Consider the following 24971-nt stretch of genomic DNA (forward strand, 5'->3'; position numbering starts at 1 on the left):
GGCCCGGATCGGGCCGGCCGAGCGGCGGCAGCCCCATGTCTTCGGGCCATGGGGCTCGAGGACGAAGCGGCTGCCGGGGCGGCCCGGCTCTCGTCGAAACCGGTCCGCCCCGCCCCGTTCACGCCGACTCGCGCCACCGGTTCGTGATCGGCAGCCGCCGGTCCTTGCCGAACCCCTTGGGCGAGATCTTCGTACCCGGCGGGTACTGGCGCCGCTTGTACTCCGCCGTGTCCACCAGCCGCAGCGTCTTCGTGACCAGCGCCTCGTCGAACCCGGCTGCCACGATCGTGTCCAGCCCCAGGTCCCGGTCGACGTACATCTCCAGGATCCGGTCCAGTACGTCGTAGTCGGGCAGCGAGTCCGTGTCGACCTGGTCCGGCCGCAGCTCGGCGCTGGGCGGCTTGGTGATGGAGGCCTCCGGGATCGGCGGCGTCCGGCCGCGTTCCTCCGCGGCCCGGTTGCGCCACTTCGCCAGCCGGAAGATCGACGTCTTGTAGACGTCCTTGATCGGCCCGTAGGCGCCGACGGAGTCCCCGTACAGCGTCGAGTAGCCGACCGCCAGCTCCGACTTGTTGCCCGGCGCCAGGACGATCTGGCCCTCCTGGTTGGAGACGGCCATCAGCATCGTGCCACGCAGCCGAGACTGCAGGTTCTCCTCGGCCAGACCGGTGAGCCCCAGCGACTCCATGTACGCGTCGAACATCGGCTCGATCGGTACGGTGCGGAAGTTGAGCCCGGTGCGCCGCGCCAGTTCCGCCGCGTCGCCCTTGGAGTGGTCCGATGAGTACTTCGACGGCATCGAGATCCCGTACACGTTCTGCGCCCCCAGCGCATCGCATGCGATGGCGGCGACGAGCGCCGAGTCGATCCCGCCGGAGAGCCCGATCAGCACACTGCTGAAACCGTTCTTCGCGGCGTAGGCGCGCAACCCCACGACGAGTGCCGAGTACAGCTCCTCGTCGTCGTCGAGCCGCTCCGCGTAGCCGCCGGTCAGCTCCGCCTCGTACGCCGGGACGGGCTTGTCGGAGAGGACCGCATGGTCGATCCGCAGACCGTCGTTGACCACCCCGGACGGAGCCTCGGGCGCGGCGGCCGGCAGGTCCAGGTCGAGGACGACGCTGCCCTCGGCGAACTGCGGGGCCCGGGCGATCACCTCGCCGTCCTTGTCGACGACGATCGAGTCGCCGTCGAAGACCAGCTCGTCCTGGCCGCCGATCATCGCCAGGTAGGCGGTGGTGCAGCCGGCCTCCTGGGCCCGCTTGCGGACCAGGGCCAGCCGGGTGTCGTCCTTGTCCCGCTCGTACGGCGAGGCATTGATCGACAGCAGCAGCCCGGCCCCGGCGGCCCGGGCGGCCGGCACGCGGCCGCCGTCCTGCCAGAGGTCCTCGCAGATCGCGAGTGCCACATCGACACCGTGGACCCGCACGACGGGCATCGAGTCGCCCGGCACGAAGTACCGGAACTCGTCGAAGACGCCGTAGTTGGGCAGGTGGTGCTTGGCGAAGCTCAGGGCGACCCGGCCGCGGTGCAGCACCGCGGCGGCGTTCTGCGGCGCCCCGGCGGGCTGGCCGTAGCGCGGCTGGGCCTTCTCGGAACGGTCGAGATATCCGACCACGACCGGCAGCTCCCCGAAGCCCTCCGCGTCGAGACGGGCGGCGAGCGCACGCAGCGCGTCCCGCGACGCCTCGACGAAGGACGACCGCAGGGCCAGGTCCTCGACGGGGTAACCGGTCAGCACCATCTCGGGGAATGCCACCAGGTGGGCGCCCTGTTCGGCGGAGTGCCGGGTCCAGTGGACGATCGCCTCGGCGTTGCCGGCGAGGTCACCGACGGTCGAGTCGATCTGGTTGAGTGCGAGGCGTAGTTGAGGCACGCGGCTCAGTCTAATCGTCTTCCTGACGCGATGTCCTGGCGGACCGCTCCACCGCAGCCGCGGCCCGCCAGGTCCGGTCAGCGGCGGTAGCCGAGGACCGTCATCATGTTCGCGTTCGAGTGGTAGACGTTGTGGCAGTGGAGCATCCACAGCCCCGGGTTGTCCGCGTCGAACTCCACGGCCACCGAACTGTTGGGCAGGACGACCGCCGTGTCCTTGCGTGCCCCGGGAGCCCTGTCGAGCACCGAACGCGGTCCCGCGGACCCCGCGAGCGCGAACGTATGCCCGTGCAGGTGGATCGGATGCCACATCTCCGTGATGTTGTAGAACTCCAGCCGGACCCGCTCGCCGGCCTTGACCGGATGACGCCAGGCGGGGTCGTACTTCCTGTGGTCGAAGCCCCAGTCGAACGACCTCATGTTGCCGGTCAGCTTGATCCGGATCGTCCGGTCGGGCGCCCGGGTGGCCAGTGCCACGGACGCATCGGCCTTCAGCTCGGGGGCCGACACCAGCTGCCCGTTCAGCTCCTTCGGCCATACGGAGGCCTTCGGCGCCGCGCCACCGCCGGTACGGAGCAGGGCCAGCGCCGACATGTTCCTCCCCTCGGCGACCGCCGTCAGCGGGAACACCCCGTCCCCGGCGGTGACCAGCACGTCGTACCGCTCGCCCATGCCCAGCAGCAGTGCGTCGGTCGTGGTGTGCCGGACCGGGAAGCCGTCCGCGTGCGTGATGGTCATCCGGTGGCCGCCGAGCGCGACGCGGAAGGGGGTGTCGCCACCCGCGTTGATGATGCGCATCCGGATCCGGTCGCCGGGCTTCGCGGTGAACGTGGTCGGGTCCTTCGGGATGCGGCCGTTGATCAGGTAGTGCGGGTATGCGACATCGCTGGCCGGACCGCGGAGCAGTTCGCTCCTGGCGCCCATCAGCACCCGCGAGGGACCGGACCCGGAACCGGGCTTGTCATCGGACATGGAGGACCCGTGATCCATCCCCTCCATGCCGGCCATGCCGTGGGAGAGCTCGCTGAGCACCGCGTCCGGCGTGGAACCCGCCACCCCGTCGACCCAGTCGTCGAGCATGACGACCCACTCCTTGTCGTACGACAGGGGTTCCTTCGGGTCCTCGACGATCAGCGGGGCGTACAGGCCGCGGTCCTGCTGCACGCCGACGTGCGGATGGAACCAGTACGTCCCCGTCTGTCGCACCGCGAAGCGGTATGCGAACTCCGCGCCCGCCTTGACCCCCGGCTGTGTCAGGCCGGGTACGCCGTCCATGTCGTTGCGCACATGGAGTCCGTGCCAGTGCAGGGTGGTAGGTGTCGGCAGGTGGTTGGCGAGAGTGACTGCCAGGGTGTCGCCCGCGGTGATCCGGATCTCCTTGCCGGGCAGCCGGTCCCCGTACGCCCAGGAAGGGACGGTGAGACCGCCGCCCAGATCCAGACGGGCAGGGGTGGCGGTGAGGTGGAGCTTCCGCACAGGACCGGAGCCCCGCTTGGCCTCGACGGCTGCGACCTCCTCGCCGTCGGGCGAAACGTACTCACCGTGGCTCCTCACCGGGGACGACGGCTTCCGGGTCATGCCGTCGTGGTTCATGGCGCCGGGGTTCGCGACGGGCTTGTCCACGTCCTTGCCACCGGAGCAGGCGGCCAGGACTCCCGTTCCGGCCAGGGCGATTCCGGCGCCGAGCACGGCGCGTCGAGTGTGCTGAGTACGCATGACTGGCTACACCTCATGGGGTCGTCGGGGTGCTGGGGGAGGGATGCGGAGCGCGCCGCTCCTTATATCCGCAGCACCGACGACCTGCCGTGCGCAGTCATTGCTGGTGGGGAAGAGGACCGCAGGAAGCGCAACAGCGGCGCCGCGGCGGCCCGGAGGAGATGATCCGCGGGCCGCAGCGCCATCAGCCAGACGGTCAGCAGGGTGACACCCCAGGTGCCCAGCACCGCGAGACAGACCCCTATGGGGGGCATGCCCTCGCCCGTCGTGACAGGAAGGCCGGAGGCGTGCCCGGCAGAGCCCGCCCCGTGCCCCTCGTGAGCCCCTTGAGGCCCGCTGCCCATCGTCACCACGGCGTTCGGGCCGTGGTGTTCCGTCGGATGGCCGACGGTATGCATGACGAAAATCCCGAACAGGAGCGCAGCGAACAGCAACAACTGTCCGTACGTCGCACTCCACTTCGGGCCCATGTCCAGCACACTACCCCCGCCGGGTATAGCCCGCACGGCGGCGGCCCGACACCTCCCGTCGTCCCGGACGCCGGGCCGCCGGTCGGTCAGCTGGGGGCGTAGACCTTCTCGACCCAGAGCGCGATCTGGTCCTCGGAGAGGTGCTGCGCCAGATCCGCCTCGCTGATCATGCCGATCAGCTTCTTGTTCTCGACCACCGGAAGCCGGCGGATTCGATTGCTCTGCATTTCCTCCAGGACCTGGTCCACGCCCGCGTCGGCGTCGATCCATCGCGGCGTGCCCTGAGCGAGATCGCCGGCCGTCACCTTGGACGGGTCGTGGCCCACTGCCACGCAGTCGAGCACGATGTCACGGTCCGTGAGTATGCCGATCATCCGGTCCTGCTCGCCGCTGGCCGAGATGGGCAGGGCACCGACGTGGTGCTCGCGCATCAGCTGGGCGGCCCGGTCGAGCGTTTCGTGCGCCGGGATCCACTGGGCCCCGGTGTGCATGATGTCCTTGGCGGTGGTCATGAGGATTCCTCCTGGTGCCGGTGGGCATGCCGTTGCGACCCCGAGAAATCCATCGTCATGCGGCCGTTCGGGTTACGCGACCGCTGTCACCCATTTGGGTGCATCCCCCGGTGGCACGGCGCCGGGGGATGCACCGGATGCACCCATGACTACCTGGGCTCGGCCCCGCGCGCCGCCAGCATCTGCGCCATCGCGTCCAGCTCGGACCGCTGGGCCTCGACCATGCCCTTGGCGAGCCGCCTCTCCGCTTTCACCGTGCAGAGCCCGGCGCAGCCGCGCGCCATGGCGACGCCGCCCTTGTGGTGGTCGGTCATCAGCTGGAGGTAGAGGATCTCGGCCTGCTTGCCGTCGGCCTTCCTCAGCCGGTCGAGCTCGGTCCGGGTGGCCATGCCGGGCATCAGAGCCCCGTCGTGCGCCGTGAACCCACTGCCCGACCCGGCCGTCATGCCGTCCATGCCGTCCATTCCTGCCATGTCGTGGCCGTCGCCTCCGCGCCCACCGTGGGCCGCCATCCATGCCATGGGCTCCTGCCCGGCGGCCGCCACCTTCGGCAGCTCCCACAGATCCAGCCAGCCGAGCAGCATGCCCCGCTGGTTGGCCTGCGTGTTGGCGATGTCGTACGCGAAGCGGCGTACCTCCTCGTCCTGCGTACGGTCACGGACGATGAAGGACATCTCCACGGCCTGCTGATGGTGGACCGCCATGTCGCGCGCGAACCCGGCGTCGGCCGAATCGGTGGCGGGCGCCCGGACCGCCGTCGAGGCGGCTCGCGGCTGCTTCCCGTCCGTCGTGTCGCCCCGTGCCGTGGCGACCGTCGCCACGCCCGCGAAGAGCAGCGCGAGCGCGACCGCGGAGCCCGCCGCCCACTGGGTGCGGCGGGTACCCTGCCCAGCGGTCACTGGGCCCCCAGCCCGCCCGTGCACGCCGCACCCGGCTCAGGCGTCTGTGCCCCCTGCACGAACTTGGCGAAGAACTGGTCCACCCGCCGGTCCGTGGCACTGTCCACGGTGACCTGGTTGCCCCAGGCGCTCAGTGTGATCGTGCCGGCCTGGTCCTGATACGGACTCATCAGCGAGTACGGCGTCTTCCCGACCCGCTTCGCGAGCGCGGCGACATCGGCGGCCGACGCCTTGTCCGTGTACGTCACCCACACCGAACCGTGCTCCAGCGAGTGCACGGCGCTCATGTCGGGGATCGCCTTCTTGTACACCTCGCCGTCGCAATTCATCCAGACGGGGCTGTGGTCACCCCCGACCGGAGGCTTCATCGGGTACGTCACCGTCGCGGTGACGTGGTTACGGGTCAGCTTCTTCGCGTCCCACGTCTTCAGTCCCTTGATCGGCTCGGAGGCCAGCTTCTCCTTGTCCGTCGCGGCCGCCTTCGCGTCCTGCGCCGCGGCCGCCTGCTCCTTGTCCGCGGCCTCCGACTTGTCCAGCAGCACGGACGTACCGACGCCGACCAGACCTGCGACGACGACGACGCTCAGCCCTATGACCAGGACACGGTTGCGGCGGTCGCGCGCCCGGTCGGCGTTGCGCATCTGCTCTATGCGGGTCCTGCGGTCGAAGCTCATGTCGTCAGGTCCTTCTGCGAAGGGGAGGGGGCAGGAACAGGTCAGGAAACCGGTACACACGGGGCAGTTGCGAAGCCGCTCCGCCCCTGGGGCTCCATGGGCGCAGATCGTAGTGGGTGGCCGAGTGCTCCATGTCACGTCGAGTGCGTAATCTGGGTGAAATCCCGGGTCGTGATACTGGAGTCTGTCCCCTACCCCGGGCGGTGGTGCACAGACCGTCTGAACTGCAAGGATGTGGCTATGGACAAGCAGCAGGAATTCGTCCTCAGGACACTCGAGGAGCGCGACATCCGCTTCGTGCGCCTGTGGTTCACCGATGTGCTCGGCTACCTCAAGTCCGTCGCCGTGGCGCCCGCCGAGCTGGAGCAGGCGTTCGACGAGGGCATCGGCTTCGACGGATCGGCCATCGAGGGCTTTGCCCGGGTCTACGAGTCCGACATGATCGCCAAGCCGGATCCCGGTACCTTCCAGATCCTGCCCTGGCGTGCGGAGGCCCCCGGCACCGCGCGGATGTTCTGCGACATCCTGATGCCCGACGGCTCGCCGTCCTTCGCCGACCCGCGCTACGTCCTCAAGCGCATCCTCGCCAAGACCTCCGACCTGGGCTTCACCTTCTACACCCACCCGGAGATCGAGTTCTTCCTGCTCAAGAACAAGCCGGTCGACGGTAGCCGGCCCACCCCCGCCGACAGCTCCGGCTACTTCGACCACACCCCGCAGAACGTCGGCATGGACTTCCGCCGCCAGGCGATCACCATGCTCGAATCCATGGGCATCTCGGTCGAGTTCAGCCACCACGAGGGTGCTCCCGGCCAGCAGGAGATCGACCTGCGGTACGCGGACGCGCTCTCCACGGCCGACAACATCATGACGTTCCGTCTGGTGATGAAGCAGGTCGCGCTGGAACAGGGCGTGCAGGCGACCTTCATGCCGAAGCCGTTCTCCGAGTTCCCCGGCTCCGGTATGCACACCCACCTCTCCCTCTTCGAGGGCGACCGCAACGCGTTCTACGAGTCGGGCGCCGAGTACCAGCTGTCGAAGGTCGGCCGCTCCTTCATCGCGGGCCTGCTCAAGCACGCCGCGGAGATCTCCGCCGTGACGAACCAGTGGGTCAACTCGTACAAGCGCATCTGGGGCGGCTCGGCCCGCGCCGCCGGCGCCGGCGGCGAGGCCCCCTCGTACATCTGCTGGGGCCACAACAACCGCTCCGCGTTGATCCGCGTCCCGATGTACAAGCCCGGCAAGACCGGTTCGGCCCGCGTCGAGGTCCGTTCCATCGACTCCGGCGCCAACCCCTACCTGACCTACGCGGTGTTGCTCGCCGCGGGTCTCAAGGGCATCGAGGAAGGGTACGAACTCCCGGCCGGCGCCGACGACGACGTCTGGGCGCTGTCCGACGCCGAGCGCCGCGCGATGGGTATCGAGCCGCTGCCGCAGAACCTGGGCGAGGCGATCTCGTTGATGGAGAAGAGCGAACTGGTCGCCGAGACGCTCGGTGAGCACGTCTTCGACTTCTTCCTGCGCAACAAGAAGCAGGAGTGGGAGGAGTACCGCAGCGAGGTCACCGCCTTCGAGCTGAAGGCGCTGCTGCCGGTGCTGTAGGACCAGGTCGGCACTGGTTCGAAAACGTATGTGGCTTCGGGCCGACGGTCTTCGTACCGTCGGCCCGAAGCCGTCTCGTTCGCCCTCGGCCGCCCATGGGCCGTCCGGTGCTGGACCGGCGACTTCGTACACGCTGTCCACGGGCTGCCGGCTACGGCCCTCGCCGCCCGGCAGAAGTGGTCCCGCCCGAAGCTGCTGGACCAAGGCTGTCTCGGCTGTGCGGGCCCATGCGCCAGTGCCCTGGTTGCCGTAACGAGATGGGCTGGTCGGGTGCTCGGGAAGCGTGTACGGCCAATCCGGACAGTGCCCGTTGTCGCTTATAGGTATATGTACTTGCGCCCCAGGTTGCCGGATTCCGGCCTGCGGTTCCCGCACCTTGCCATCTCTGCTGCTGCGGCTCGTATCCCGTGTCCGAACCGCCGGGAACGCAGTGTCAGGGGATGGCCGACAGCTCCTCAAGGAGACAATGTGATGCAAAAATCCCGACGACGGCTGCTGGTCGCTTCGCTTCCGGTTGTGATGGCTGCCGGGTTGTCGACCGCGCTCGCTGCGCCTGCCCACGCCGACACCGGGTCCTCGCTGACCCTCGCCGAGTCCCACCAGCAAGCGTTCGTCGCGGGCGGGACGGGGACCTACACCATCACCGTCGGCAACGCCGGGCCCGGCGCGACCGACGGGACCGCGACCAAGGTCACCGGTACCCTGCCCACGGGCGTGACCGCACTCGCCGTCGGCGGAAGCGGCTGGAGCTGCAAGACGTCACCCAGCCTGACTTGCACCCGCTCCGATGTCCTGGGACCTCGGCAGGCATACATGCCTATCACCCTGACCGTGGGTGTCTCGCCCTCCTTGGCGGGGAAGACCGTTACCAGTAGCTTCCGCGTCGCCCGGGGTGGCCCTACCACCTTCCAGGACGAGGGCTCCATCGCCGTCAAGGACACCATCTCCCAGTCCCAGACGCAGACCCAGACACAGACCCAGACCCAGACGGTCAACGTGAAGTGCCCGAGCGATCACAACAAGAGGTCCGCGGTCTGAGAGGGGGCTGTCCCGTAATCCCTGGTTCCTGTTCTGCCCGCTGCACGCGGCGCTCCCGCGCCGAGCGCCGACGTGGATGAAGCAGCGAACTTCTCACGTGGACGAGTAGCCCCCGGCCCCGACGAAGGACCGGGTCGGCATCGGCTCCACAACGTATGTGGCTTCGGGCCGACGGTCTTCCCACCGTCGGCCCGAAGCCGTCCCGCCGGCCCCGGACGTCCATGGGCCCGGGGCTCTGGACGAGGTGTGTCCTGCGGGCGACAATGCGGCCAGGGCAGGGTGTGGGCCCGGACACGGGGGGTTTCATGGCAAGCGTGTTGGTGCTGCTCGGTGGGCTGTTGGCGTTGATCGTCGCGCTCGTCGTCAAGCTGCAGCTGAAGGCGCGGCGCAGGACCGAGAACTTCGACGGGCAGGAGATCGAGCGGCAGGCCCGCGATGCGATCCGGCAGACTCGCGCGGACAACAGCTCGGCCGCGGTCCACAACCGGTTCCTCGACGGCGGTAGCGGCCGCCGCCCTTGACCGGCCGTCCACGCGTACGGCCCGTGGCGGGAGCCGGGACTCGATTCCGGTAGTGTTGCCGACCCCAGCACGGGGACATACCGAGGAGGTGAGACCCATTACCGCTGTATCAGGCTGGGTGCTCACCTCTCGCGATTGCGTGGTCGGACCGGTATAGGCGGACCGCGGAGCACCCATCGGCTTCCCGAAAGGCTCCGCTCCATGTCGCTTTCCTCCACACCGCTCCCTTACTCCGTCATCGTCACCAGACTTCGCGCCGCCGGCTGTGTATTCGCCGAGGACGAGGCGGAGTTGATCCTCTCCACGGCCGCGGACCCGGCCGAACTCGCCGCCATGGTGGACCGGCGGACAGCCGGTCTGCCTCTCGAACACGTCCTCGGCTGGGCCGAGTTCCGCGGTCTGCGGATCGCGGTGGATCCCGGAGTCTTCGTCCCCCGGCGCCGTACCGAATTCCTCGTAGACCAGGCCGTCGACCTCAGCCGTCCGGCGGACGGGCCCGCCGTCGTCGTCGATCTGTGCTGCGGTTCGGGTGCGCTGGGTGCCGCGCTCGCCGCGGCCCTGGACCGGGTCGAGTTGCACTCCAGCGATGTCGAACCCGCCGCGGTGCGGTGCGCGCGACGCAATGTCGCCGGTGCGGGAGAGGTGTACGAGGGCGACCTTTTCGAACCGCTGCCCGCGTCGCTGCGCGGCCGTGTCGGGATTCTGCTCGCCAATGTGCCGTACGTCCCCAGCGAGGACGTCGAACTCCTGCCCGCGGAGGCCCGGGTCCATGAACCGAGGGTGGCGCTCGACGGCGGGGACGACGGGCTGGATGTGCTGCGCAGAGTGACCGCCGAGGCGCCTCAGTGGCTGGCGCCGGGCGGACATCTGCTGGTCGAGACGAGCGAACGGCAGGCGGCGCGGGCCGAGGAGACCGTCGCCCGGAGCGGACTGACGGCGCGGGTGGTCACCTCCGACGAGCTGTACGCCACCGTCGTCATCGGCACCAGACCCGGTACCGGACACGGAAGCTAGCCCGCCCCGGGACGGGCTGAGCGGCCCCGCTCAGCCGCAGTGCGCAGCCGCGTCGTCAGGCTTCGCGTGGGGGACGGCGGTGGTACCGGCCGGCACACCGCGCCGGTCACCGTTCAGCCGAAGCGCCAGCGCGTCTGGCTGTACGGTTCGCCCTTGCCGAAGCCGAAGACCGTGCGCGGGACCACCGCGAACACCTCCGCGCGGCCCCCCGCGGCGTTGGCGAACGCGCTCGCACGGACCTCGAAGTGCCAGTCCGCCCCGTACTTCGCCTCCCAGAGCTCGGCCAGCCGGGTCAGCCGCGCCTCGTCCGTCACCCGGTCCGCCCGGCCCTCGACCACCACGTCGAAGCCCTGGTGCAGCATGTTGGTGCCGGTCGTGACCACGACCTCCGGGTTCGTCGTCAGGTTCTGTGCCTTGCGCTCGGCCGGGCCCGTGCAGAAGTGCAGGGCGTCGTCCGACCAGAGTGCGATCAGCGGCGTGACATGCGGGCGGCCGTCCGGCCGGACCGTGGACAGCCAGAACACCTCCGCCCGCGTCAGCACGGCCACCGCCTCCGACCACGGACGGGCGGTCGCGTCCTTGTCGCTGTAGCCGGGGTGCAGCTCGGCGATGGGCCGGTGTCCGGACACGGTGACCTCCTCCTGAGCGGGTCCTGAAAGGGATCGTGCCTGCGAAGTGTGGACCGCGCACCCGCTCCGAATTCATCGGTGCGGGGCTAGGCTCGGAAAGCTGGAAAGTGATCGGGCGGCGAGCAGGAGAGCACGGAATGACGACGGTGCCGGGGCGCAGAAGCAGTACGTTCACCAGACTGCTGCGGCACGGTTTCACCGACCCGTCCGCCGCCGAGCGGCTGCTGGACCTGCCGGCTCTTTCGACCGTGCGTACCGACTCGGTCCTGCTGGACGCGCTCGGGGCGACCGCCGACCCGGATCTGGCGCTGAAGGGGCTCGTCCGGCTGGTGGAGGCCGTGGACGCCGACGAACGGCAGGTCCTGCTGGACACCCTCATCACCGCCAAGCCGCTGCGGGACCGGTTGCTCGGGGTGCTCGGGGCGTCCGAGGCGCTCGGCGACCATCTGGCGCGTCACCCCGGGGACTGGCACGCGCTCGTCACGTACGAGGCCACCGATCTGCACCCGGGGGTGGCCGAGTTCGAGCACGAGCTCGCCCAGGCCGGCGATCCGGACTCGCTGCGCGTCGCCTACCGCCGGTGCCTGCTGGCCATAGCGGCCCGCGATGTGTGCGGTACGACGGATGTCGCCGAGACCGCCGCCGAACTCGCCGACCTGGCGACGGCGACGCTGCGCGCGGCGCTCGCCATCGCCCGCACGGCCGCCCCCGAGGACGCCGCCGTGTGCCGCCTCGCCGTCATCGCGATGGGGAAGTGCGGCGGTCACGAACTGAACTACGTCTCCGACGTCGACGTCATCTTCGTGGCGGAACCGTTCGACGGCGCCGAGGAGAGCAAGGCCGTGCAGGGTGCCACCCGACTGGCGGCGCACATGATGCGGATCTGTTCGGACACGACCGTCGAGGGCACCATCTGGCCGGTCGACGCCAACCTGCGCCCGGAGGGGCGCAACGGGCCGCTCGTACGGACACTGTCCTCGCATCTCGCGTACTACCAGCGCTGGGCCAAGACGTGGGAGTTCCAGGCGCTGCTCAAGGCCCGGCCGGTGGCCGGCGACCCCGAGCTGGGCGCGGAGTACGTCGACGCCGTCTCGCCGTTGGTGTGGCAGGCCGCGGACCGGGAGAACTTCGTCGGTGACGTACAGAAGATGCGCCGCCGCGTCGTCGACAACATCCCCGCCGACCGTGTCGACCGGGAGATCAAGCTGGGACCCGGTGGACTGCGGGACGTCGAGTTCGCCGTACAGCTGCTCCAGCTCGTGCACGGCCGCAGCGACGCCTCCCTGCACAGCGGCTCGACCCTGGAGGCCCTGCGGGCGCTCGCCGAGGGCGGCTACGTCGGGCGGGTGGACGCCGCGCAGCTCGACGACGCGTACCGCTTCCTGCGGGCCATGGAGCACCGCATCCAGCTGTACCGGCTGCGCCGCACCCACCTCGTCCCCGAAGACGAGGCGGACCTGCGCAGGCTCGGGCGTTCCCTCGGGATGCGTACGGACCCGCTCACCGAGCTCAACCAGGAGTGGAAGCGGCACGCGTCCGTGGTGCGACGGCTGCACGAGAAGCTGTTCTACCGGCCGCTGCTGGACGCCGTCGCCCAGCTCGCGCCCGGCGAGACCCGGCTCAGCGCGAAGGCTGCCGGGCACCGGCTCGAAGCGCTCGGGTACGCCGATCCGGCCGCCGCGCTCCGGCACCTGGAGGCGCTGTCGTCCGGGGTTTCCCGCAAGGCCGCCATCCAGCGCACCCTGCTGCCGGTGCTGCTCGGCTGGTTCGCGGACTCCGCCGACCCGGACGCCGGACTCCTCGGCTTCCGCAAGGTGTCCGACGCGCTCGGCAAGACCCCCTGGTACCTGCGGCTGCTGCGCGACGAGGGTGCGGCCGCGGAGAATCTCGCCCGCGTCCTGTCGGCCGGCCGGCTCGCCCCCGACCTGCTGCTGCGGGCCCCCGAGGCGGTCGCGATCCTCGGCGACCCGCAGGGGCTGACACCGCGCAGCCGCGCCCATCTGGAGCAGGAGGTGCTCGCCGCGGTGGGGCGGGCGGACGGCGCCGAGTCCGCGGTCGCGGTGGTCCGCGGGGTGCGGCGACGCGAACTGTTCCGTACGACGGCCGCGGATCTCATCGGCTCGTACGGCACGGAGGAGAACCCCGCCGAACCCGACCCCGGCGCACTCGTCGACCGGGTCGGCAACGCGGTCACCGATCTGAACGCCGTCACGATCGCGGGCGCGCTGCGGGCCGCCGTGCGCGAACGGTGGGGCGACACCCTCCCGACGCGGTTCGCGGTCATCGGCATGGGCCGGTTCGGCGGCCACGAGCTCGGTTACGGCTCCGACGCCGACGTCCTGTTCGTGCACGCGCCGCGTGAGGGCGTCGACGAACACGAGGCCGCCCGGGCCGCCAACACCGTCGTCGGCGAGATGCGCAGGCTGCTGCAGCTGCCCACCGCCGATCCGCCGCTGATGATCGACGCGGATCTGCGTCCGGAGGGCAAGAGCGGCCCGCTGGTGCGGACGCTGAAGTCGTACGAGGCGTACTACCGGCGGTGGTCGCTGGTCTGGGAGAGCCAGGCGCTGCTGCGGGCCGAACCGATGGCTGGCGACGCGGATCTCGGCTGCGAATTCATCGAGCTGATCGCCCCGCTGCGCTACCCGATGGAGGGGCTGGGGGAGGACGCGGTCCGCGAGATCCGCCGTCTCAAGGCCAGGATGGAGTCCGAACGGATGCCGCGCGGCGCCGATCCGACGCTCCACACCAAACTGGGGCGCGGCGGGCTGAGCGACGTCGAGTGGACGGTCCAGCTGATGCAGATGCAGCACGGCTGGGCGGAACCGGGGCTGCGCACGACCCGCACCCGCGAGGCGCTGGCAGCCGCGTGTGCGGCCGGGCTGATCCCGGCTGAGGACGCGCAGACCCTGGACGAGGCCTGGGTGCTGGCGACCCGGGTCCGCAACGCGGTGATGCTGGTACGCGGCCGGCCCGGGGACACCTTCCCGTCCGGCCCGCGCGAGCTGACGGCCGTGGGGCGCTATCTCGGATACGAACCGGGTCATGTCGGCGACATGCTCGACGACTACCGGCGGATCACCCGGCGCGCGCGGGCGGTGGTGGAGGAGCGGTTCTACGGGGCGTGAGGGCGTCCACGAACCGCAGCAGGCGGCGATCCGAGGGCCGGCCGGCCACGTCGGCCGGCCCGGCGGTCCAGGAAGCAGCCGGCTACCGGCGCACCGGTGCCTCCGCGGCCGGCCGCCCGACCCTGATCGGCGCGCCCGGGCCGAGCGCCGAAAGTCTGGCCCCCGCCGGGCGCGTGACCCGTTTCTGAAGGTGGTGCGGCAGCGACCCGTACCAGGCGAACGACACCGCGTAGCCGAACGCCAGGCAGGTCATGCCGCCCACCGCGTCGAGCCAGAAGTGGTTGGCGGTCGACACGATCACGATCAGTGTGGTCGCCGGGTACAGCAGGCCCGCGATGCGTGCCCAGGGCGCCGACGCCAGCGCGTAGATGGTCAGGCCGCACCACAGCGACCAGCCGATATGCATCGACGGCATCGCCGCGTACTGGTTCGACATGTTCTTGAAGTTGCCCGAGGCCATCGAACCCCAGGTGTGGTGTACCAGCACGGTGTCGATGAAGTGGCCGCCGTTCATCAGACGCGGTGGCGCCAGCGGATACAGGTAGTACCCGAGCAGCGCCACGCCCGTGGTCGCGAACAGCACCAGGCGCGCTGCCGCGTACCGTCCGGGATGGCGACGGAACAGCCACATCAGCACACCGATGGTGACCACGAAGTGCAGTGTCGCGTAGTAGTAGTTCATCGAGACGATCAGCCATGTCACGGAGTTCACCGCATGGTTGACCGACTGCTCGACGGCGATGCCCAGGTAGTTCTCCAGCGACCAGAGCCAGTCGGCGTTGCTGAGCGCCGCGGCCTTCTGCTCGGGGACGGCGTTGCGCACCAGCGAGTAGACCCAGTAACTGACCGCGATCAGCAGGACCTCGAAATAGATGCGCGGCCGGCGGGGGGATCGCAGCGAACGCAGCCGTGCCGGCCTGTCGTCCCGCTGCGTCTCGGGAGCCGCGTCGTCCGCGATGGGTGACGGGGTGGCCGCCGGTCGGCCGTCCTGTGACTGCACGCTCACTTCACCCATAGGCGTCGATTCTTTCAGTTGCGTCCCTCTTCCCGATCATCCTCCGGTCGGGTTCCGGTTGCACATCATGCCCCTACAGGCGGGCGTGCGACCCTGATTCCGCCCCGGAAGCAGCGGCCGGATCGGGGCCGGGCCCCGCGGCCGTCGAACCGCGGACGACCAACTCCGGCATGAAGACGAACTCGCTGTGCGGGGCCGGTGTGCCGCCGATCTCCTCGAGCAGGGTGCGCACGGCGGCCTGGCCCATCGCGGTCACCGGCTGACGGATCGTGGTCAGCGGCGGATCGGTGAACGCTATGAGGGGCGAATCGTCGTAGCCGACGACCGACAGGTCGCGCGGCACCTCCATCGACAGCCGGCGCGCGGCCCGGATCGCGCCCAGCGCCATCATGTCGCTCGCGCACACCACCGCCGTGCACCCGCGCTCTATCAGCGCCGAGGCGGCCGCCTGGCCGCCCTCCAGCGTGAACAGCGAGTGCTGGATCAGCGACTCCACCTCGTCCGAGGTGAGGTTCAACTGCTCCTGCACGGTGGAGCGGAACCCCTCGATCTTGCGGAGCACCGGAACGAAACGCTTGGGGCCGACCGCAAGGCCGATGCGCTGATGGCCGAGCGAGACCAGATGCGTCACCGCGAGCCGCATCGCCGCCCGGTCGTCGGGCGAGATGAACGGCGCCTGCACCTTCGGCGAGAAGCCGTTGACCAGTACGAAGGGCACACCCTGGGCGCGCAGTTGCTCATACCGCTGCATATCGGCCGAGGTGTCGGCATGCAGCCCGGAGACGAAGATGATGCCGGAGACGCCACGGTCGACCAGCATCTCGGTGAGTTCGTCCTCGGTGGAACCGCCGGGGGTCTGCGTCGCCAGCACCGGCGTGTAGCCCTGCCGCGTCAGCGCCTGACCGATGACCTGGGCGAGCGCCGGGAAGATGGGGTTCTCCAGCTCGGGCGTGATCAGCCCGACCAGTCCCGCGCTGCGCCTGCGCAGCCGTACCGGCCGTTCGTAGCCGAGGACGTCGAGCGCGGCGAGGACTGATTCGCGGGTGGCTGCAGCAACACCTGGCTTGCCGTTCAGTACACGGCTGACCGTAGCCTCGCTGACCCCCGCCTGAGTTGCGATATCGGCAAGCCGTGCGGTCATGGGAGTGGACTGTACCGGGCGCGTCCCGGATTGCCCACCATGCGCGGGAATCGGGCGACTGCGGTGCTGTCCGGAGGGCGGTGGTGACCGACGGTGGTCGCAGCGGTACGCACCGCCGCGGGTCGATCTGCAGTGCCGCCGCAACGTCTTGCAAGGTCTTGCGAAGCCGGGCTGCGGGCTGCAGTCGGATTGTCGCACTGTGAAATCACGACCGGCCCCCTCTCCTGCCAGGGATGAGGCACTCCCGTCAAGGGGCTTGACGGCAACCGTGAGGACACGCGAATGTAACGATCGTCGAAGCTTGCAGAAATCTTCCGCAAACTCTTTCGGCCATCTTTCATCCTTGTTACGTTCCTCGTCGACCCGGCGCCGCGATGGAGCGGTACGGCAGTTGAAGGAGTTCAGATGCGACGTGGCATAACGGCCACCGCCCTGGTCGCGGCCCTGGCGCTTGCGGCGACCGCCTGCGGCAGCGATGACAAGTCCGACGGCTCGAGCAAGAGCTCCGGCGAGCTCTCCGGGACCGTTACCTGGTGGGACACCTCCACCGTGGGCAGCGAGGACAAGGTCTTCAAGAAGATTGCCGAAGACTTCGAGAAGCAGCACCCGAAGGTCGACGTCAAGTACGTCAACGTGCCCTTCGGTGAGGCGCAGAACAAGTTCAAGAACGCTGCCCAGTCCGGCTCGGGCGCTCCCGACGTGATCCGCTCCGAGGTCGCCTGGACCCCCGAGTTCGCGGACCTCGGCTACCTCGCCCCGCTGGACGGCACCCCCGCCCTGCAGAAGGCGGACGACTTCCTCAAGCAGGCCGCCGCCTCCACCAAGTACAACGGCAAGACGTACGCGGTGCCGCAGGTCATCGACTCCATGGGCATCTTCTACAACAAGAAGATCTTCAAGGAGGCCGGCGTCGAGGTTCCCACCACCGTCGACCAGCTGAAGACCGTCTCCAAGAAGATCAAGGAAAAGACCGGCAAGACCGGCCTGTACCTGCGCGGCGACGACGCGTACTGGTTCCTCTCCTTCCTGTACGGCGAGGGCGGCGACCTCGTCGACGCGTCCTCCAAGTCCGTCACCGTCGACAACCCCGAGGGTGTCAAGGCGATGAAGGTCGTCAAGGACCTCGTCGACTCCGGTGCGGCCAAGACCGACGCGACGGACGGCTGGGAGAACATGCAGTCGTCCTTCAAGGACGGCAAGGTCGCCATGATCATCAACGGCCCGTGGGCCGTCGCCGACACCTACGCCGGCAAGGAGTTCAAGGACAAGGCCAACCTGGGCGTCGCCCCGGTCCCGGCCGGCTCCGCCGCGCAGGGCGCCCCGCAGGGCGGTCACAACCTGGCCGTCTACGCGGGCTCCAAGAACCTCGACGCCTCCTACGCCTTCGTCGACTACATGACGTCCACGAAGACCCAGGCCCAGGTCACCAAGGAGCTGAACCTCCTGCCGACCCGTACCTCCGCCTACTCGGAGGAAGCCGTCGTCGACAACGAGATCGTGGGCTTCTTCAAGCCGGTCGTCGAGACCGCCGTCGAGCGTCCCTGGATCCCGGAGACCGGCAGCCTCTTCGCCCCGCTCGTCACCGAGTACACCAAGGTCCTGACCGGCCAGACCACGCCGGAGAAGGCCGCCAAGGCCACCGGCGACTCCTACCGCAAGCTCCTCAAGGGCTGGAAGTAGCCAGAGAAAGGCAGGCCGACTGATGGCTGTCCACACCAGCCAGTCGGTGGCAACGGCCGCGGGCGACGACGTCGCCCGCGGCCGGAGCCGCGGTACTGGTACCCCACCCCCGAGCAGGTTCCGGCGGACTCTGTCGACCCACTGGTACGCCTGGACGATGGTCGCCCCGGTGGTCGTCGTGATCGGCGTGATCATCGGCTACCCGCTGGTCCGCGGCATCTACCTGTCGCTGACCGACGCCAATGAGCGCAACGTCGAACGGTCCATCGGCGTCAACCACATGCCCGCGACGTACAAGTTCGTCGGCCTGGACAACTACGCCGACGCGCTCACGGGCAACCAGTTCCTCGGCACGCTCGGGTGGACCCTGGTGTGGACGGTCTCCTGCGTGAGCGTCACGTTCGTCCTCGGCATGGCCCTGGCGAACATCCTCAACCGCCGGATCGCCGGCCGCTCCGCCTACCGGATGGCGCTGATCCTGCCCTGGGCCATCCCCGGCTTCGTCTCCGTCTTCGCCTGGCGCTTCCTCTACAACGAGGACCGCGGGCTGCTGAACAAGATCCTCTCCGGTGCCGGCATCGACGGCATTCCGTGGCTCAACGACCCCACCTGGGCGAAGCTCTCCGTCATCGCCGTCAATGTGTGGCTCGGCGTGCCGTTCATGATGGTCGCCCTGCTCGGCGGTCTGCAGTCCATCCCCAGCGAGCAGTACGAGGCCGCCGAGATGGACGGTGCCACCGCCTGGCAGCGCTTCCGCCACATCACGCTGCCGGGGCTCCGGCCGGTCTCCACCACCGTGATCCTGCTGTCGACCATCTGGACGTTCAACATGTTCCCGGTGATCTTCCTGCTGACCCGCGGCGGACCGGGCGAGGCCACCCAGATCCTGGTCACCCAGGCGTACAAGTTCTCCTTCGAGATCAGCCCGCGCGACTTCGCGCAGTCCTCCACCTGGGGCGTGCTGATCCTCGTCCTCCTGATGCTCTTCGCCGCGGTCTACCGGCGAGTCCTCCGCACGCAGGGAGATAACTGGTGACCACCGCCCCCGCACCCACCGCACGGCGCGCCGCCCCCACCGCGCGCCACTCGGCCCGCAAGGTCCGGCTGCGCGGCGAGCGTTCGCCGCTGGCCTCCGTCGGACTGCACCTCACGCTGATCGTGGCGTCCGTGATCGCCGTGTTCCCCGTGCTGTGGGTCCTGCTGACCTCGCTGAAGCCCGCCGCCTACGCGACGACGACGGACTTCTTCAAGGACACGACCTTCGAGAACTACACGGACCTGATCAAGGACACCGAGTTCCTGACCTGGTTCGGCAACTCGCTGGTCATCGCCGGGCTCACCACCGTCCTCGGCGTCTTCGTCTCCGCCACCACCGGCTACGCCGTCAGCCGCTTCCGGTTCCCCGGCAAGCGCGGGCTGATGTGGACGCTGCTGATCACCCAGATGTTCCCGGTCGCCGTCCTCATCGTGCCGATCTACAACATCATGTCGAGCCTGGGCCTGCTCAACCAGCCCGCCGGCCTCGTCATCACGTACCTCACCATCGCGGTGCCGTTCTGCGCCTGGATGATGAAGGGCTTCTTCGACACCATCCCGCGCGAGATCGACGAGTCGGGGCAGGTCGACGGCCTCACCCCGTTCGGCACGTTCTGGCGGCTGATCCTGCCGCTCGCCAAGCCCGGCCTCGCCGTCACCGCGTTCTACTCCTTCATCACCGCCTGGGGCGAGGTCGCGTACGCCTCCGCCTTCATGGTCGGCGACGAGAACCTCACGCTCGCGGGCGGGCTGCAGAAGTTCGTCAACCAGTACGGAGCCCAGTGGGGGCCGATGACCGCCGCGTCGGTGCTCATCGCGATACCCGCGGCCCTGGTCTTCCTCTTCGCCCAGCGCCACCTGGTGACCGGCATGTCCGCCGGGGCCGTCAAGGGCTGACGCACCCAGCAGCACGACCCGCACGCACCAAGGAACGGCGGCGCCGGATCCCCGACCCGGTCCCGGCGCCGCTCCCCACCCAGACACCTCAGGGACGACATGACCCAGCACCTCGCTGCCCCCTCCACCGGCACGTCCGACGCTGCTCCGGGCCACCGCACCGGCTGGTGGCAGGACGCGGTGATCTACCAGGTCTATCCGCGGAGCTTCGCCGACGGCAACGGCGACGGCATGGGCGATCTCGCAGGCGTACGGGACAGACTTCCGTACCTCAAGAACCTCGGCGTCGACGCGGTCTGGCTCAGCCCGTTCTACGCCTCGCCGCAGGCCGACGCGGGCTACGACGTCTCCGACTACCGCGCCATCGACCCGATGTTCGGCACGCTGCTGGACGCCGACGCACTGATCCGGGACGCCCACGACCTCGGCCTGCGGATCATTGTCGACCTGGTGCCCAACCACTCCTCCGACCAGCACGAGTGGTTCAAGCGTGCCCTCGCCGAGGGCCCCGGCTCCGCACTGCGCGAGCGCTACCACTTCCGCCCGGGCAAGGGCACGGACGGCGAACTGCCCCCCAACGACTGGGAGTCCATCTTCGGCGGACCCGCCTGGACCCGGACCACCGACCCGGACGGCACCCCCGGCGACTGGTACCTCCACCTGTTCGCGCCCGAGCAGCCGGACTTCAACTGGGAACACCCGGCCGTCGCCGACGAGTTCCGCTCGATCCTGCGGTTCTGGCTCGACATGGGCGTCGACGGCTTCCGCGTCGATGTCGCCCACGGCCTGGTCAAGGCCGAGGGCCTGCCCGACCTCGGCGCCCACGACCAGCTCAAGCTGCTCGGAAACGATGTCATGCCGTTCTTCGATCAGGACGGGGTGCACGAGATCTACCGCTCCTGGCGCACCATCCTCGACGAGTACCCCGGCGACCGCATCGCCGTCGCCGAGGCCTGGACCCCGACCGTCGAGCGCACCGCCAACTACGTGCGCCACGACGAGATGCACCAGGCGTTCAACTTCCAGTACCTGTCCACCGACTGGGACGCGGCCGAGCTGCGCAAGGTCATCGACGTCTCGCTCGACGCGATGCGCCCGGTCGGCGCCCCCACCACCTGGGTGCTCTCCAACCACGACGTCACCCGGCACGCCACCCGGTTCGCCAACGCGCCCGGCCTCGGCACCCAGATCCGCACCGCGGGCGACCGCGAGATGGGCCTGCGCCGGGCCCGCGCCGCCAGCCTGCTGATGCTGGCGCTGCCCGGCTCCGCGTACGTCTACCAGGGCGAGGAACTCGGCCTGCCCGACGTCACCGACCTGCCCGACGAGGCCCGCCAGGACCCGTCGTTCTTCCGCGCCGACGGGCAGGACGGCTTCCGCGACGGCTGCCGGGTACCGATCCCGTGGACCCGCGACGGCAGCTCCTACGGCTTCGGCGACGGCGGCAGCTGGCTGCCCCAGCCCGACAGCTGGGGTGAGCTGAGCATCGAGGCCCAGACCGGCAGGGCGGGCTCGACACTGGAGCTGTACCGGGCCGCGCTCGCCACCCGCCGGGTGCACCCGGGGCTCGGCGCCGGGACCGCCGTGGAATGGCTGGACGCCCCCGAAGGGCTGCTGGCCTTCGCCCGCCCCGGCTTCGTCTGCACCGTCAACACGACCGGTCGGCCGGTTCGCATCCCGGTCCGCGGCCAGGTGCTGCTGTCCAGCAGCCCCGTCGTCACCGACGGCGCCGAGATCGAGCTGCCCGCGGACACCACGGTGTGGTGGACGGTGTGACCGTCCCCCTGCCCAGGACCGGCGGTGCGCTGAGGCTCTCGGACATCGCCGGTCAGGCCTCGGTCAGCGAGGCGACCGTCAGCCGGGTCCTCAACGGCAAGCCGGGCGTCGCCGACACCACGCGTCAGCGGGTGCTCGCGGCGCTCGACATCCTGGGCTACGAACGTCCTGTACGGCTGCGGCAGCGCAGCGCCGGGCTGATCGGACTGGTGACCCCCGAGCTCACCAACCCGATCTTCCCGGCGTTCGCGCAGTCCGTCGAGCAGGTCCTGGCCGGGCACGGCTACACCCCGGTGCTCTGCACCCAACTGCCCGGCGGCGCCACCGAGGACGAGCTCGTCGAGCAGCTCGTCGAACGCGGCGTCGGCGGCATCGTCTTCCTCTCCGGGCTGCACGCCGATCTGTCGGCCGACCCTTCCCGGTACGCCGCGCTCACCGACCGCGGCGTACCGTTCGTCCTGATCAACGGCTACAACGAGCGGATCAGCGCGCCCTTCGTCTCGCCCGACGACTCCGCCGCCGTGCGGATGGCCGTCGGACATCTCGCCGAACTCGGCCACCGCAAGGTCGGCCTGGCCATCGGGCCGCAGCGCTATGTGCCGTCCCGGCGCAAACGCGACGGCTTCGTCGACGCAGCCGTCAAGCTGCTGGGCCTGCCCCGATCCGAGGCGGAACTCCTCGTCTGCTCCACGTTGTTCAGCGTCGAGGGCGGTCAGGTGGCGGCCGGGGCGCTGCTCGACCAGGGGTGCACGGGGATCGTGTGCGGCAGCGACCTGATGGCCCTGGGCGTGGTGCGTGCCGCCCGGGACCGCGGGCTCGACGTGCCGCGCGACGTGTCGGTGGTCGGCTTCGACGACTCGCAGCTCATCGCGTTCACCGATCCGCCGCTGACGACGGTGCGGCAGCCCGTACAGGCGATGGCGGCGGCCGCGGTCGGCGCGCTGCTGGAGGAGATCGGTGGCAGCCCCGTGCAGCGCACGGAGTACGTGTTCCAGCCGGAGCTGGTGGTGCGGGGGTCCACCGCCGCGGTCCGTCCCGCCTGAGGGCCCGACGGAGCAGACGGCGGCACGCACAGGAGAGGCACCAGGAGTCGGCCCTGGACAGGGCCGGCGGGGAGTGAACGACTCCGGGTGCCTCTCTTGCCGTGACCGGCCCGGCCGGCCGGGCGCGTGGGGCCCCTGAGGTGCCGGGGCCCCCGGCCGGCCGGGCCGGAGTCGGGATGAACTTAACAGTGTCGCAATATCTTGCGTAAGTCCTTGCAGGAAGAAAAATGCAAGATTTCGTGGATGTGAGCGGGTCATGTCCAGGGGGTTGACCGGGATGGGGTGGGCTCGTACGGTCAGCTCCGCGGCAAGCTTTGCATTCTTGCAGCAAGAACCTTCAGGAGCCTTGAGGGCAGGACGCGTTGCCACGTGAGGCTGCACCGTCATCCCCGCATTTCCCCCACCGCAGGAGGAAAGACATGGCACGCAGACCACTGTCTGCAGCGCTCGCCCTGATAGCCGGCGCCGCCGCCCTCGTCCCCACCGCCGCCCCCGCCCAGGCGTCCGCACCGGGCACCAAGGACGTCACCGCCGTGATGTTCGAGTGGAAATTCGACTCCGTCGCCAAGGCCTGCACGGACACCCTCGGCCCGGCAGGCTACGGCTACGTCCAGGTCTCACCGCCCCAGGAACACATTCAGGGGAGCCAGTGGTGGACCTCGTACCAGCCGGTCAGCTACAAGATCGCTGGACGGCTGGGCGACCGAGCCGCGTTCGCCGCCATGGTCAGCACCTGCCACAGCGCGGGCGTGAAGGTCGTCGCCGACTCCGTCATCAACCACATGGCGGCCGGCTCGGGCACCGGCACCGGCGGCTCCTCGTACACGAAGTACAACTACCCGGGTCTGTACTCCTCGTCCGACATGGACGACTGCACCGCACAGATCAGCAACTACCAGGACCGGGCCAACGTCCAGAACTGCGAACTCGTCGGGCTCGCCGACCTCGACACCGGTGAGGACTACGTCCGCGGCAAGATCGCCGGATACCTCAACGACCTGCGCTCGCTCGGCGTCGACGGCTTCCGCATCGACGCCGCCAAGCACATGCCGGCGAGCGACCTCGCCAACATCAAGTCACGGCTGACCGACCCCGGCGTCTACTGGAAGCAGGAGGCGATCTACGGGGCCGGCGAAGCCGTCTCGCCCGACGAGTACACGGGCACCGGGGACGTCCAGGAGTTCCGGTACGCCCGCAGCCTCAAGCAGGTCTTCAACAACGAGAACCTCGCCGAACTGAAGAACTTCGGAGAGGGCTGGGGCTTCATGTCGTCCTCGAAGGCCGGGGTCTTCGTCGACAACCACGACACCGAGCGCGGCGGCGACACCCTGAACTACAAGGACGGCGCCAACTACACCCTCGCCAACGTCTTCATGCTGGCCTGGCCGTACGGCTCGCCCGACGTCCACTCCGGCTACGAGTGGTCCGACAAGGACGCGGGACCGCCCAACGGCGGCACGGTGAACGCCTGTTACAGCGACGGCTGGAAGTGCCAGCACGCCTGGCCGCAGATCTCCTCCATGGTCGGCTTCCGCAACACCGCGCGCGGTGAGGCCGTCACCGACTGGTGGGACAACGGCGGCGACCAGATCGCGTTCGGCCGCGGCTCGAAGGCGTACGTCGCCATCAACCACGAGGGCTCGTCGCTCACCCGTACGTTCCAGACGTCGCTGCCCGCCGGTGACTACTGCGACATCCAGTCCGGCAACGGGGTGAGCGTCAACGGCTCCGGACAGTTCACCGCGACGCTCGGCGCGAACACGGCCGTCGCGCTGCAGGTGGGTGCCCGTACCTGCTCGGGCGGCGGCACCACGGACCCCGGTGCGGGGGCCTCCGGCGCCTCCTTCGGCGTCAACGCCACCACACAGCTCGGCCAGAACATCTACGTCGTCGGCAACCAGTCCGCGCTCGGCAACTGGAACACGGACAGCGCGCTCAAGCTCGACCCGGCCACGTACCCGGTCTGGAAGCTGGACGTGAGCATGCCCGCCGGGACGTCGTTCGAGTACAAGTACATCCGCAAGGACGCGAGCGGCGCCGTCACCTGGGAGAGCGGAGCCAACCGCACGGCGGCGGTGCCGTCGTCGGGCAAGGTGTCGCTGACGAGCGACGTCTGGCGAAGCTGAGGTCCTCCGGACCGGGGCGGCGGACCACGTTGTCCCGGTCCGGGGGCTGAACCGGGGGCCGGTGCCGCATCGGGGCGTCTCCTCGAGTGCCGCAGACTCCCCGACACCGTGCGCGGACCGACCACTTACTGCGTCACTCTGCGGGGATCGCCCCGATACGTCCCCTCCCGACGCGCCGCCGCC

20 protein-coding genes are annotated in these 24971 nt (G+C 69.6%); 11 read left to right on the forward strand and 9 right to left on the reverse strand.

Features of this window, described 5'->3' with window-relative positions; genetic code table 11:
- Window positions 1–118: 118 nt before the first annotated feature.
- The 6 genes from OG963_RS31325 to OG963_RS31350 all read right to left on the reverse strand — a co-directional run bounded on the left by OG963_RS31325 (window position 119) and on the right by OG963_RS31350 (window position 6143).
- Window positions 119–1873: an NAD+ synthase gene (locus tag OG963_RS31325; RefSeq protein WP_093774753.1), complete on the reverse strand. Its 1755-nt coding sequence runs from the start codon at window positions 1871–1873 to the stop codon at window positions 119–121.
- 77 nt (window positions 1874–1950) lie between these two features.
- Window positions 1951–3588: a multicopper oxidase family protein gene (locus OG963_RS31330; RefSeq protein WP_093929572.1), complete on the reverse strand. Its 1638-nt coding sequence runs from the start codon at window positions 3586–3588 to the stop codon at window positions 1951–1953.
- Window positions 3589–3650: 62 nt separating this feature from the next.
- Window positions 3651–4058: a hypothetical protein gene (locus tag OG963_RS31335; protein ID WP_319736409.1), complete on the reverse strand. Its 408-nt coding sequence runs from the start codon at window positions 4056–4058 to the stop codon at window positions 3651–3653.
- Window positions 4059–4144: 86 nt separating this feature from the next.
- On the reverse strand, window positions 4145–4570 hold the full coding sequence (locus OG963_RS31340; protein ID WP_030926181.1) for a CBS domain-containing protein: 426 nt from the start codon (window positions 4568–4570) through the stop codon (window positions 4145–4147).
- A 149-nt stretch (window positions 4571–4719) separates the two neighbouring features.
- The gene (locus OG963_RS31345; protein ID WP_093774757.1) at window positions 4720–5469 is read right to left on the reverse strand and encodes a DUF305 domain-containing protein; all 750 of its coding nucleotides are present in this window, start codon (window positions 5467–5469) and stop codon (window positions 4720–4722) included.
- Window positions 5466–6143 carry a DUF3105 domain-containing protein gene (locus tag OG963_RS31350; RefSeq protein WP_093774759.1) on the reverse strand — a complete coding sequence of 226 codons (678 nt, stop codon included), beginning with the start codon at window positions 6141–6143 and terminating at the stop codon, window positions 5466–5468. Before OG963_RS31350 ends, OG963_RS31345 begins: the two co-directional genes overlap by 4 nt.
- Window positions 6144–6383: 240 nt before the next feature.
- Between OG963_RS31350 and glnA the strand changes: the two genes are divergently transcribed.
- The 4 genes from glnA to OG963_RS31370 all read left to right on the forward strand — a co-directional run bounded on the left by glnA (window position 6384) and on the right by OG963_RS31370 (window position 10318).
- Window positions 6384–7745, forward strand: coding sequence for a type I glutamate--ammonia ligase (gene glnA, locus OG963_RS31355; protein WP_030926187.1), 1362 nt, complete (start codon window positions 6384–6386; stop codon window positions 7743–7745).
- A gap of 471 nt (window positions 7746–8216) precedes the next feature.
- Window positions 8217–8783 (forward strand): hypothetical protein, encoded by a 567-nt coding sequence (locus OG963_RS31360; protein ID WP_030926189.1) that lies wholly within the window; start codon window positions 8217–8219, stop codon window positions 8781–8783.
- Between the two features lie 305 nt (window positions 8784–9088).
- Window positions 9089–9304, forward strand: a complete 216-nt coding sequence (locus tag OG963_RS31365) for a hypothetical protein (protein ID WP_030926191.1) — start codon at window positions 9089–9091, stop codon at window positions 9302–9304.
- A gap of 201 nt (window positions 9305–9505) precedes the next feature.
- Window positions 9506–10318, forward strand: coding sequence for a putative protein N(5)-glutamine methyltransferase (locus OG963_RS31370; RefSeq protein ID WP_093929574.1), 813 nt, complete (start codon window positions 9506–9508; stop codon window positions 10316–10318).
- Between the two features lie 113 nt (window positions 10319–10431).
- On the opposite strand, the gene OG963_RS31375 is transcribed toward OG963_RS31370, so the two are convergent.
- Window positions 10432–10947, reverse strand: a complete 516-nt coding sequence (locus OG963_RS31375; protein WP_093774765.1) for a pyridoxamine 5'-phosphate oxidase family protein — start codon at window positions 10945–10947, stop codon at window positions 10432–10434.
- Between the two features lie 137 nt (window positions 10948–11084).
- Here OG963_RS31375 and OG963_RS31380 point away from each other — a divergent pair, with 137 nt between their 5' ends.
- The gene (locus OG963_RS31380) at window positions 11085–14075 is read left to right on the forward strand and encodes a bifunctional [glutamine synthetase] adenylyltransferase/[glutamine synthetase]-adenylyl-L-tyrosine phosphorylase (protein ID WP_093774767.1); all 2991 of its coding nucleotides are present in this window, start codon (window positions 11085–11087) and stop codon (window positions 14073–14075) included.
- 82 nt (window positions 14076–14157) lie between these two features.
- On the opposite strand, the gene OG963_RS31385 is transcribed toward OG963_RS31380, so the two are convergent.
- Together OG963_RS31385 and OG963_RS31390 are read right to left on the reverse strand one after the other, a co-directional pair.
- Entirely contained in the window at window positions 14158–15090 is a 933-nt protein-coding gene (locus OG963_RS31385; protein ID WP_093774769.1) for a phosphatase PAP2 family protein, read from the reverse strand.
- A 73-nt stretch (window positions 15091–15163) separates the two neighbouring features.
- Window positions 15164–16231: a LacI family DNA-binding transcriptional regulator gene (locus OG963_RS31390; protein WP_093774771.1), complete on the reverse strand. Its 1068-nt coding sequence runs from the start codon at window positions 16229–16231 to the stop codon at window positions 15164–15166.
- 405 nt (window positions 16232–16636) lie between these two features.
- Here OG963_RS31390 and OG963_RS31395 point away from each other — a divergent pair, with 405 nt between their 5' ends.
- The 6 genes from OG963_RS31395 to OG963_RS31420 all read left to right on the forward strand — a co-directional run bounded on the left by OG963_RS31395 (window position 16637) and on the right by OG963_RS31420 (window position 24788).
- A complete protein-coding gene (locus tag OG963_RS31395) occupies window positions 16637–17911 on the forward strand; it encodes an extracellular solute-binding protein (protein ID WP_030926201.1) in 1275 nt (424 codons plus the stop codon).
- Window positions 17912–17933: 22 nt separating this feature from the next.
- Window positions 17934–18947 (forward strand): carbohydrate ABC transporter permease, encoded by a 1014-nt coding sequence (locus OG963_RS31400; protein ID WP_093774773.1) that lies wholly within the window; start codon window positions 17934–17936, stop codon window positions 18945–18947.
- Window positions 18944–19843, forward strand: coding sequence for a sugar ABC transporter permease (locus tag OG963_RS31405; protein WP_030926205.1), 900 nt, complete (start codon window positions 18944–18946; stop codon window positions 19841–19843). Before OG963_RS31400 ends, OG963_RS31405 begins: the two co-directional genes overlap by 4 nt.
- Before the next feature lie 99 nt (window positions 19844–19942).
- Window positions 19943–21619 (forward strand): glycoside hydrolase family 13 protein, encoded by a 1677-nt coding sequence (locus OG963_RS31410; RefSeq protein WP_093774775.1) that lies wholly within the window; start codon window positions 19943–19945, stop codon window positions 21617–21619.
- Window positions 21604–22662, forward strand: coding sequence for a LacI family DNA-binding transcriptional regulator (locus tag OG963_RS31415; protein WP_030926209.1), 1059 nt, complete (start codon window positions 21604–21606; stop codon window positions 22660–22662). Before OG963_RS31410 ends, OG963_RS31415 begins: the two co-directional genes overlap by 16 nt.
- Window positions 22663–23081: 419 nt before the next feature.
- Window positions 23082–24788, forward strand: coding sequence for a carbohydrate-binding module family 20 domain-containing protein (locus OG963_RS31420; RefSeq protein ID WP_319324826.1), 1707 nt, complete (start codon window positions 23082–23084; stop codon window positions 24786–24788).
- Window positions 24789–24971: the final 183 nt, after the last annotated feature.

The organism is Streptomyces sp. NBC_01707 (assembly GCF_041438805.1).
Lineage (GTDB): Bacteria > Actinomycetota > Actinomycetes > Streptomycetales > Streptomycetaceae > Streptomyces.

Excerpts from the sequence above, each read along its gene's own strand:
- OG963_RS31330 (WP_093929572.1), bottom strand. The coding sequence starts at position 3,588 with ATGCGTACTCAGCACACTCGACGCGCCGTGCTCGGCGCCGGAATCGCC.
- OG963_RS31335 (WP_319736409.1), bottom strand. The coding sequence starts at position 4,058 with ATGGGCCCGAAGTGGAGTGCGACGTACGGACAGTTGTTGCTGTTCGCT.
- OG963_RS31340 (WP_030926181.1), bottom strand. The coding sequence starts at position 4,570 with ATGACCACCGCCAAGGACATCATGCACACCGGGGCCCAGTGGATCCCG.
- OG963_RS31350 (WP_093774759.1), bottom strand. The coding sequence starts at position 6,143 with ATGAGCTTCGACCGCAGGACCCGCATAGAGCAGATGCGCAACGCCGAC.
- glnA (WP_030926187.1), top strand. The coding sequence starts at position 6,384 with ATGGACAAGCAGCAGGAATTCGTCCTCAGGACACTCGAGGAGCGCGAC.
- OG963_RS31360 (WP_030926189.1), top strand. The coding sequence starts at position 8,217 with ATGCAAAAATCCCGACGACGGCTGCTGGTCGCTTCGCTTCCGGTTGTG.
- OG963_RS31365 (WP_030926191.1), top strand. The coding sequence starts at position 9,089 with ATGGCAAGCGTGTTGGTGCTGCTCGGTGGGCTGTTGGCGTTGATCGTC.
- OG963_RS31370 (WP_093929574.1), top strand. The coding sequence starts at position 9,506 with ATGTCGCTTTCCTCCACACCGCTCCCTTACTCCGTCATCGTCACCAGA.
- OG963_RS31380 (WP_093774767.1), top strand. The coding sequence starts at position 11,085 with ATGACGACGGTGCCGGGGCGCAGAAGCAGTACGTTCACCAGACTGCTG.
- OG963_RS31385 (WP_093774769.1), bottom strand. The coding sequence starts at position 15,090 with ATGGGTGAAGTGAGCGTGCAGTCACAGGACGGCCGACCGGCGGCCACC.
- OG963_RS31390 (WP_093774771.1), bottom strand. The coding sequence starts at position 16,231 with ATGACCGCACGGCTTGCCGATATCGCAACTCAGGCGGGGGTCAGCGAG.
- OG963_RS31395 (WP_030926201.1), top strand. The coding sequence starts at position 16,637 with ATGCGACGTGGCATAACGGCCACCGCCCTGGTCGCGGCCCTGGCGCTT.
- OG963_RS31400 (WP_093774773.1), top strand. The coding sequence starts at position 17,934 with ATGGCTGTCCACACCAGCCAGTCGGTGGCAACGGCCGCGGGCGACGAC.
- OG963_RS31410 (WP_093774775.1), top strand. The coding sequence starts at position 19,943 with ATGACCCAGCACCTCGCTGCCCCCTCCACCGGCACGTCCGACGCTGCT.
- OG963_RS31420 (WP_319324826.1), top strand. The coding sequence starts at position 23,082 with ATGGCACGCAGACCACTGTCTGCAGCGCTCGCCCTGATAGCCGGCGCC.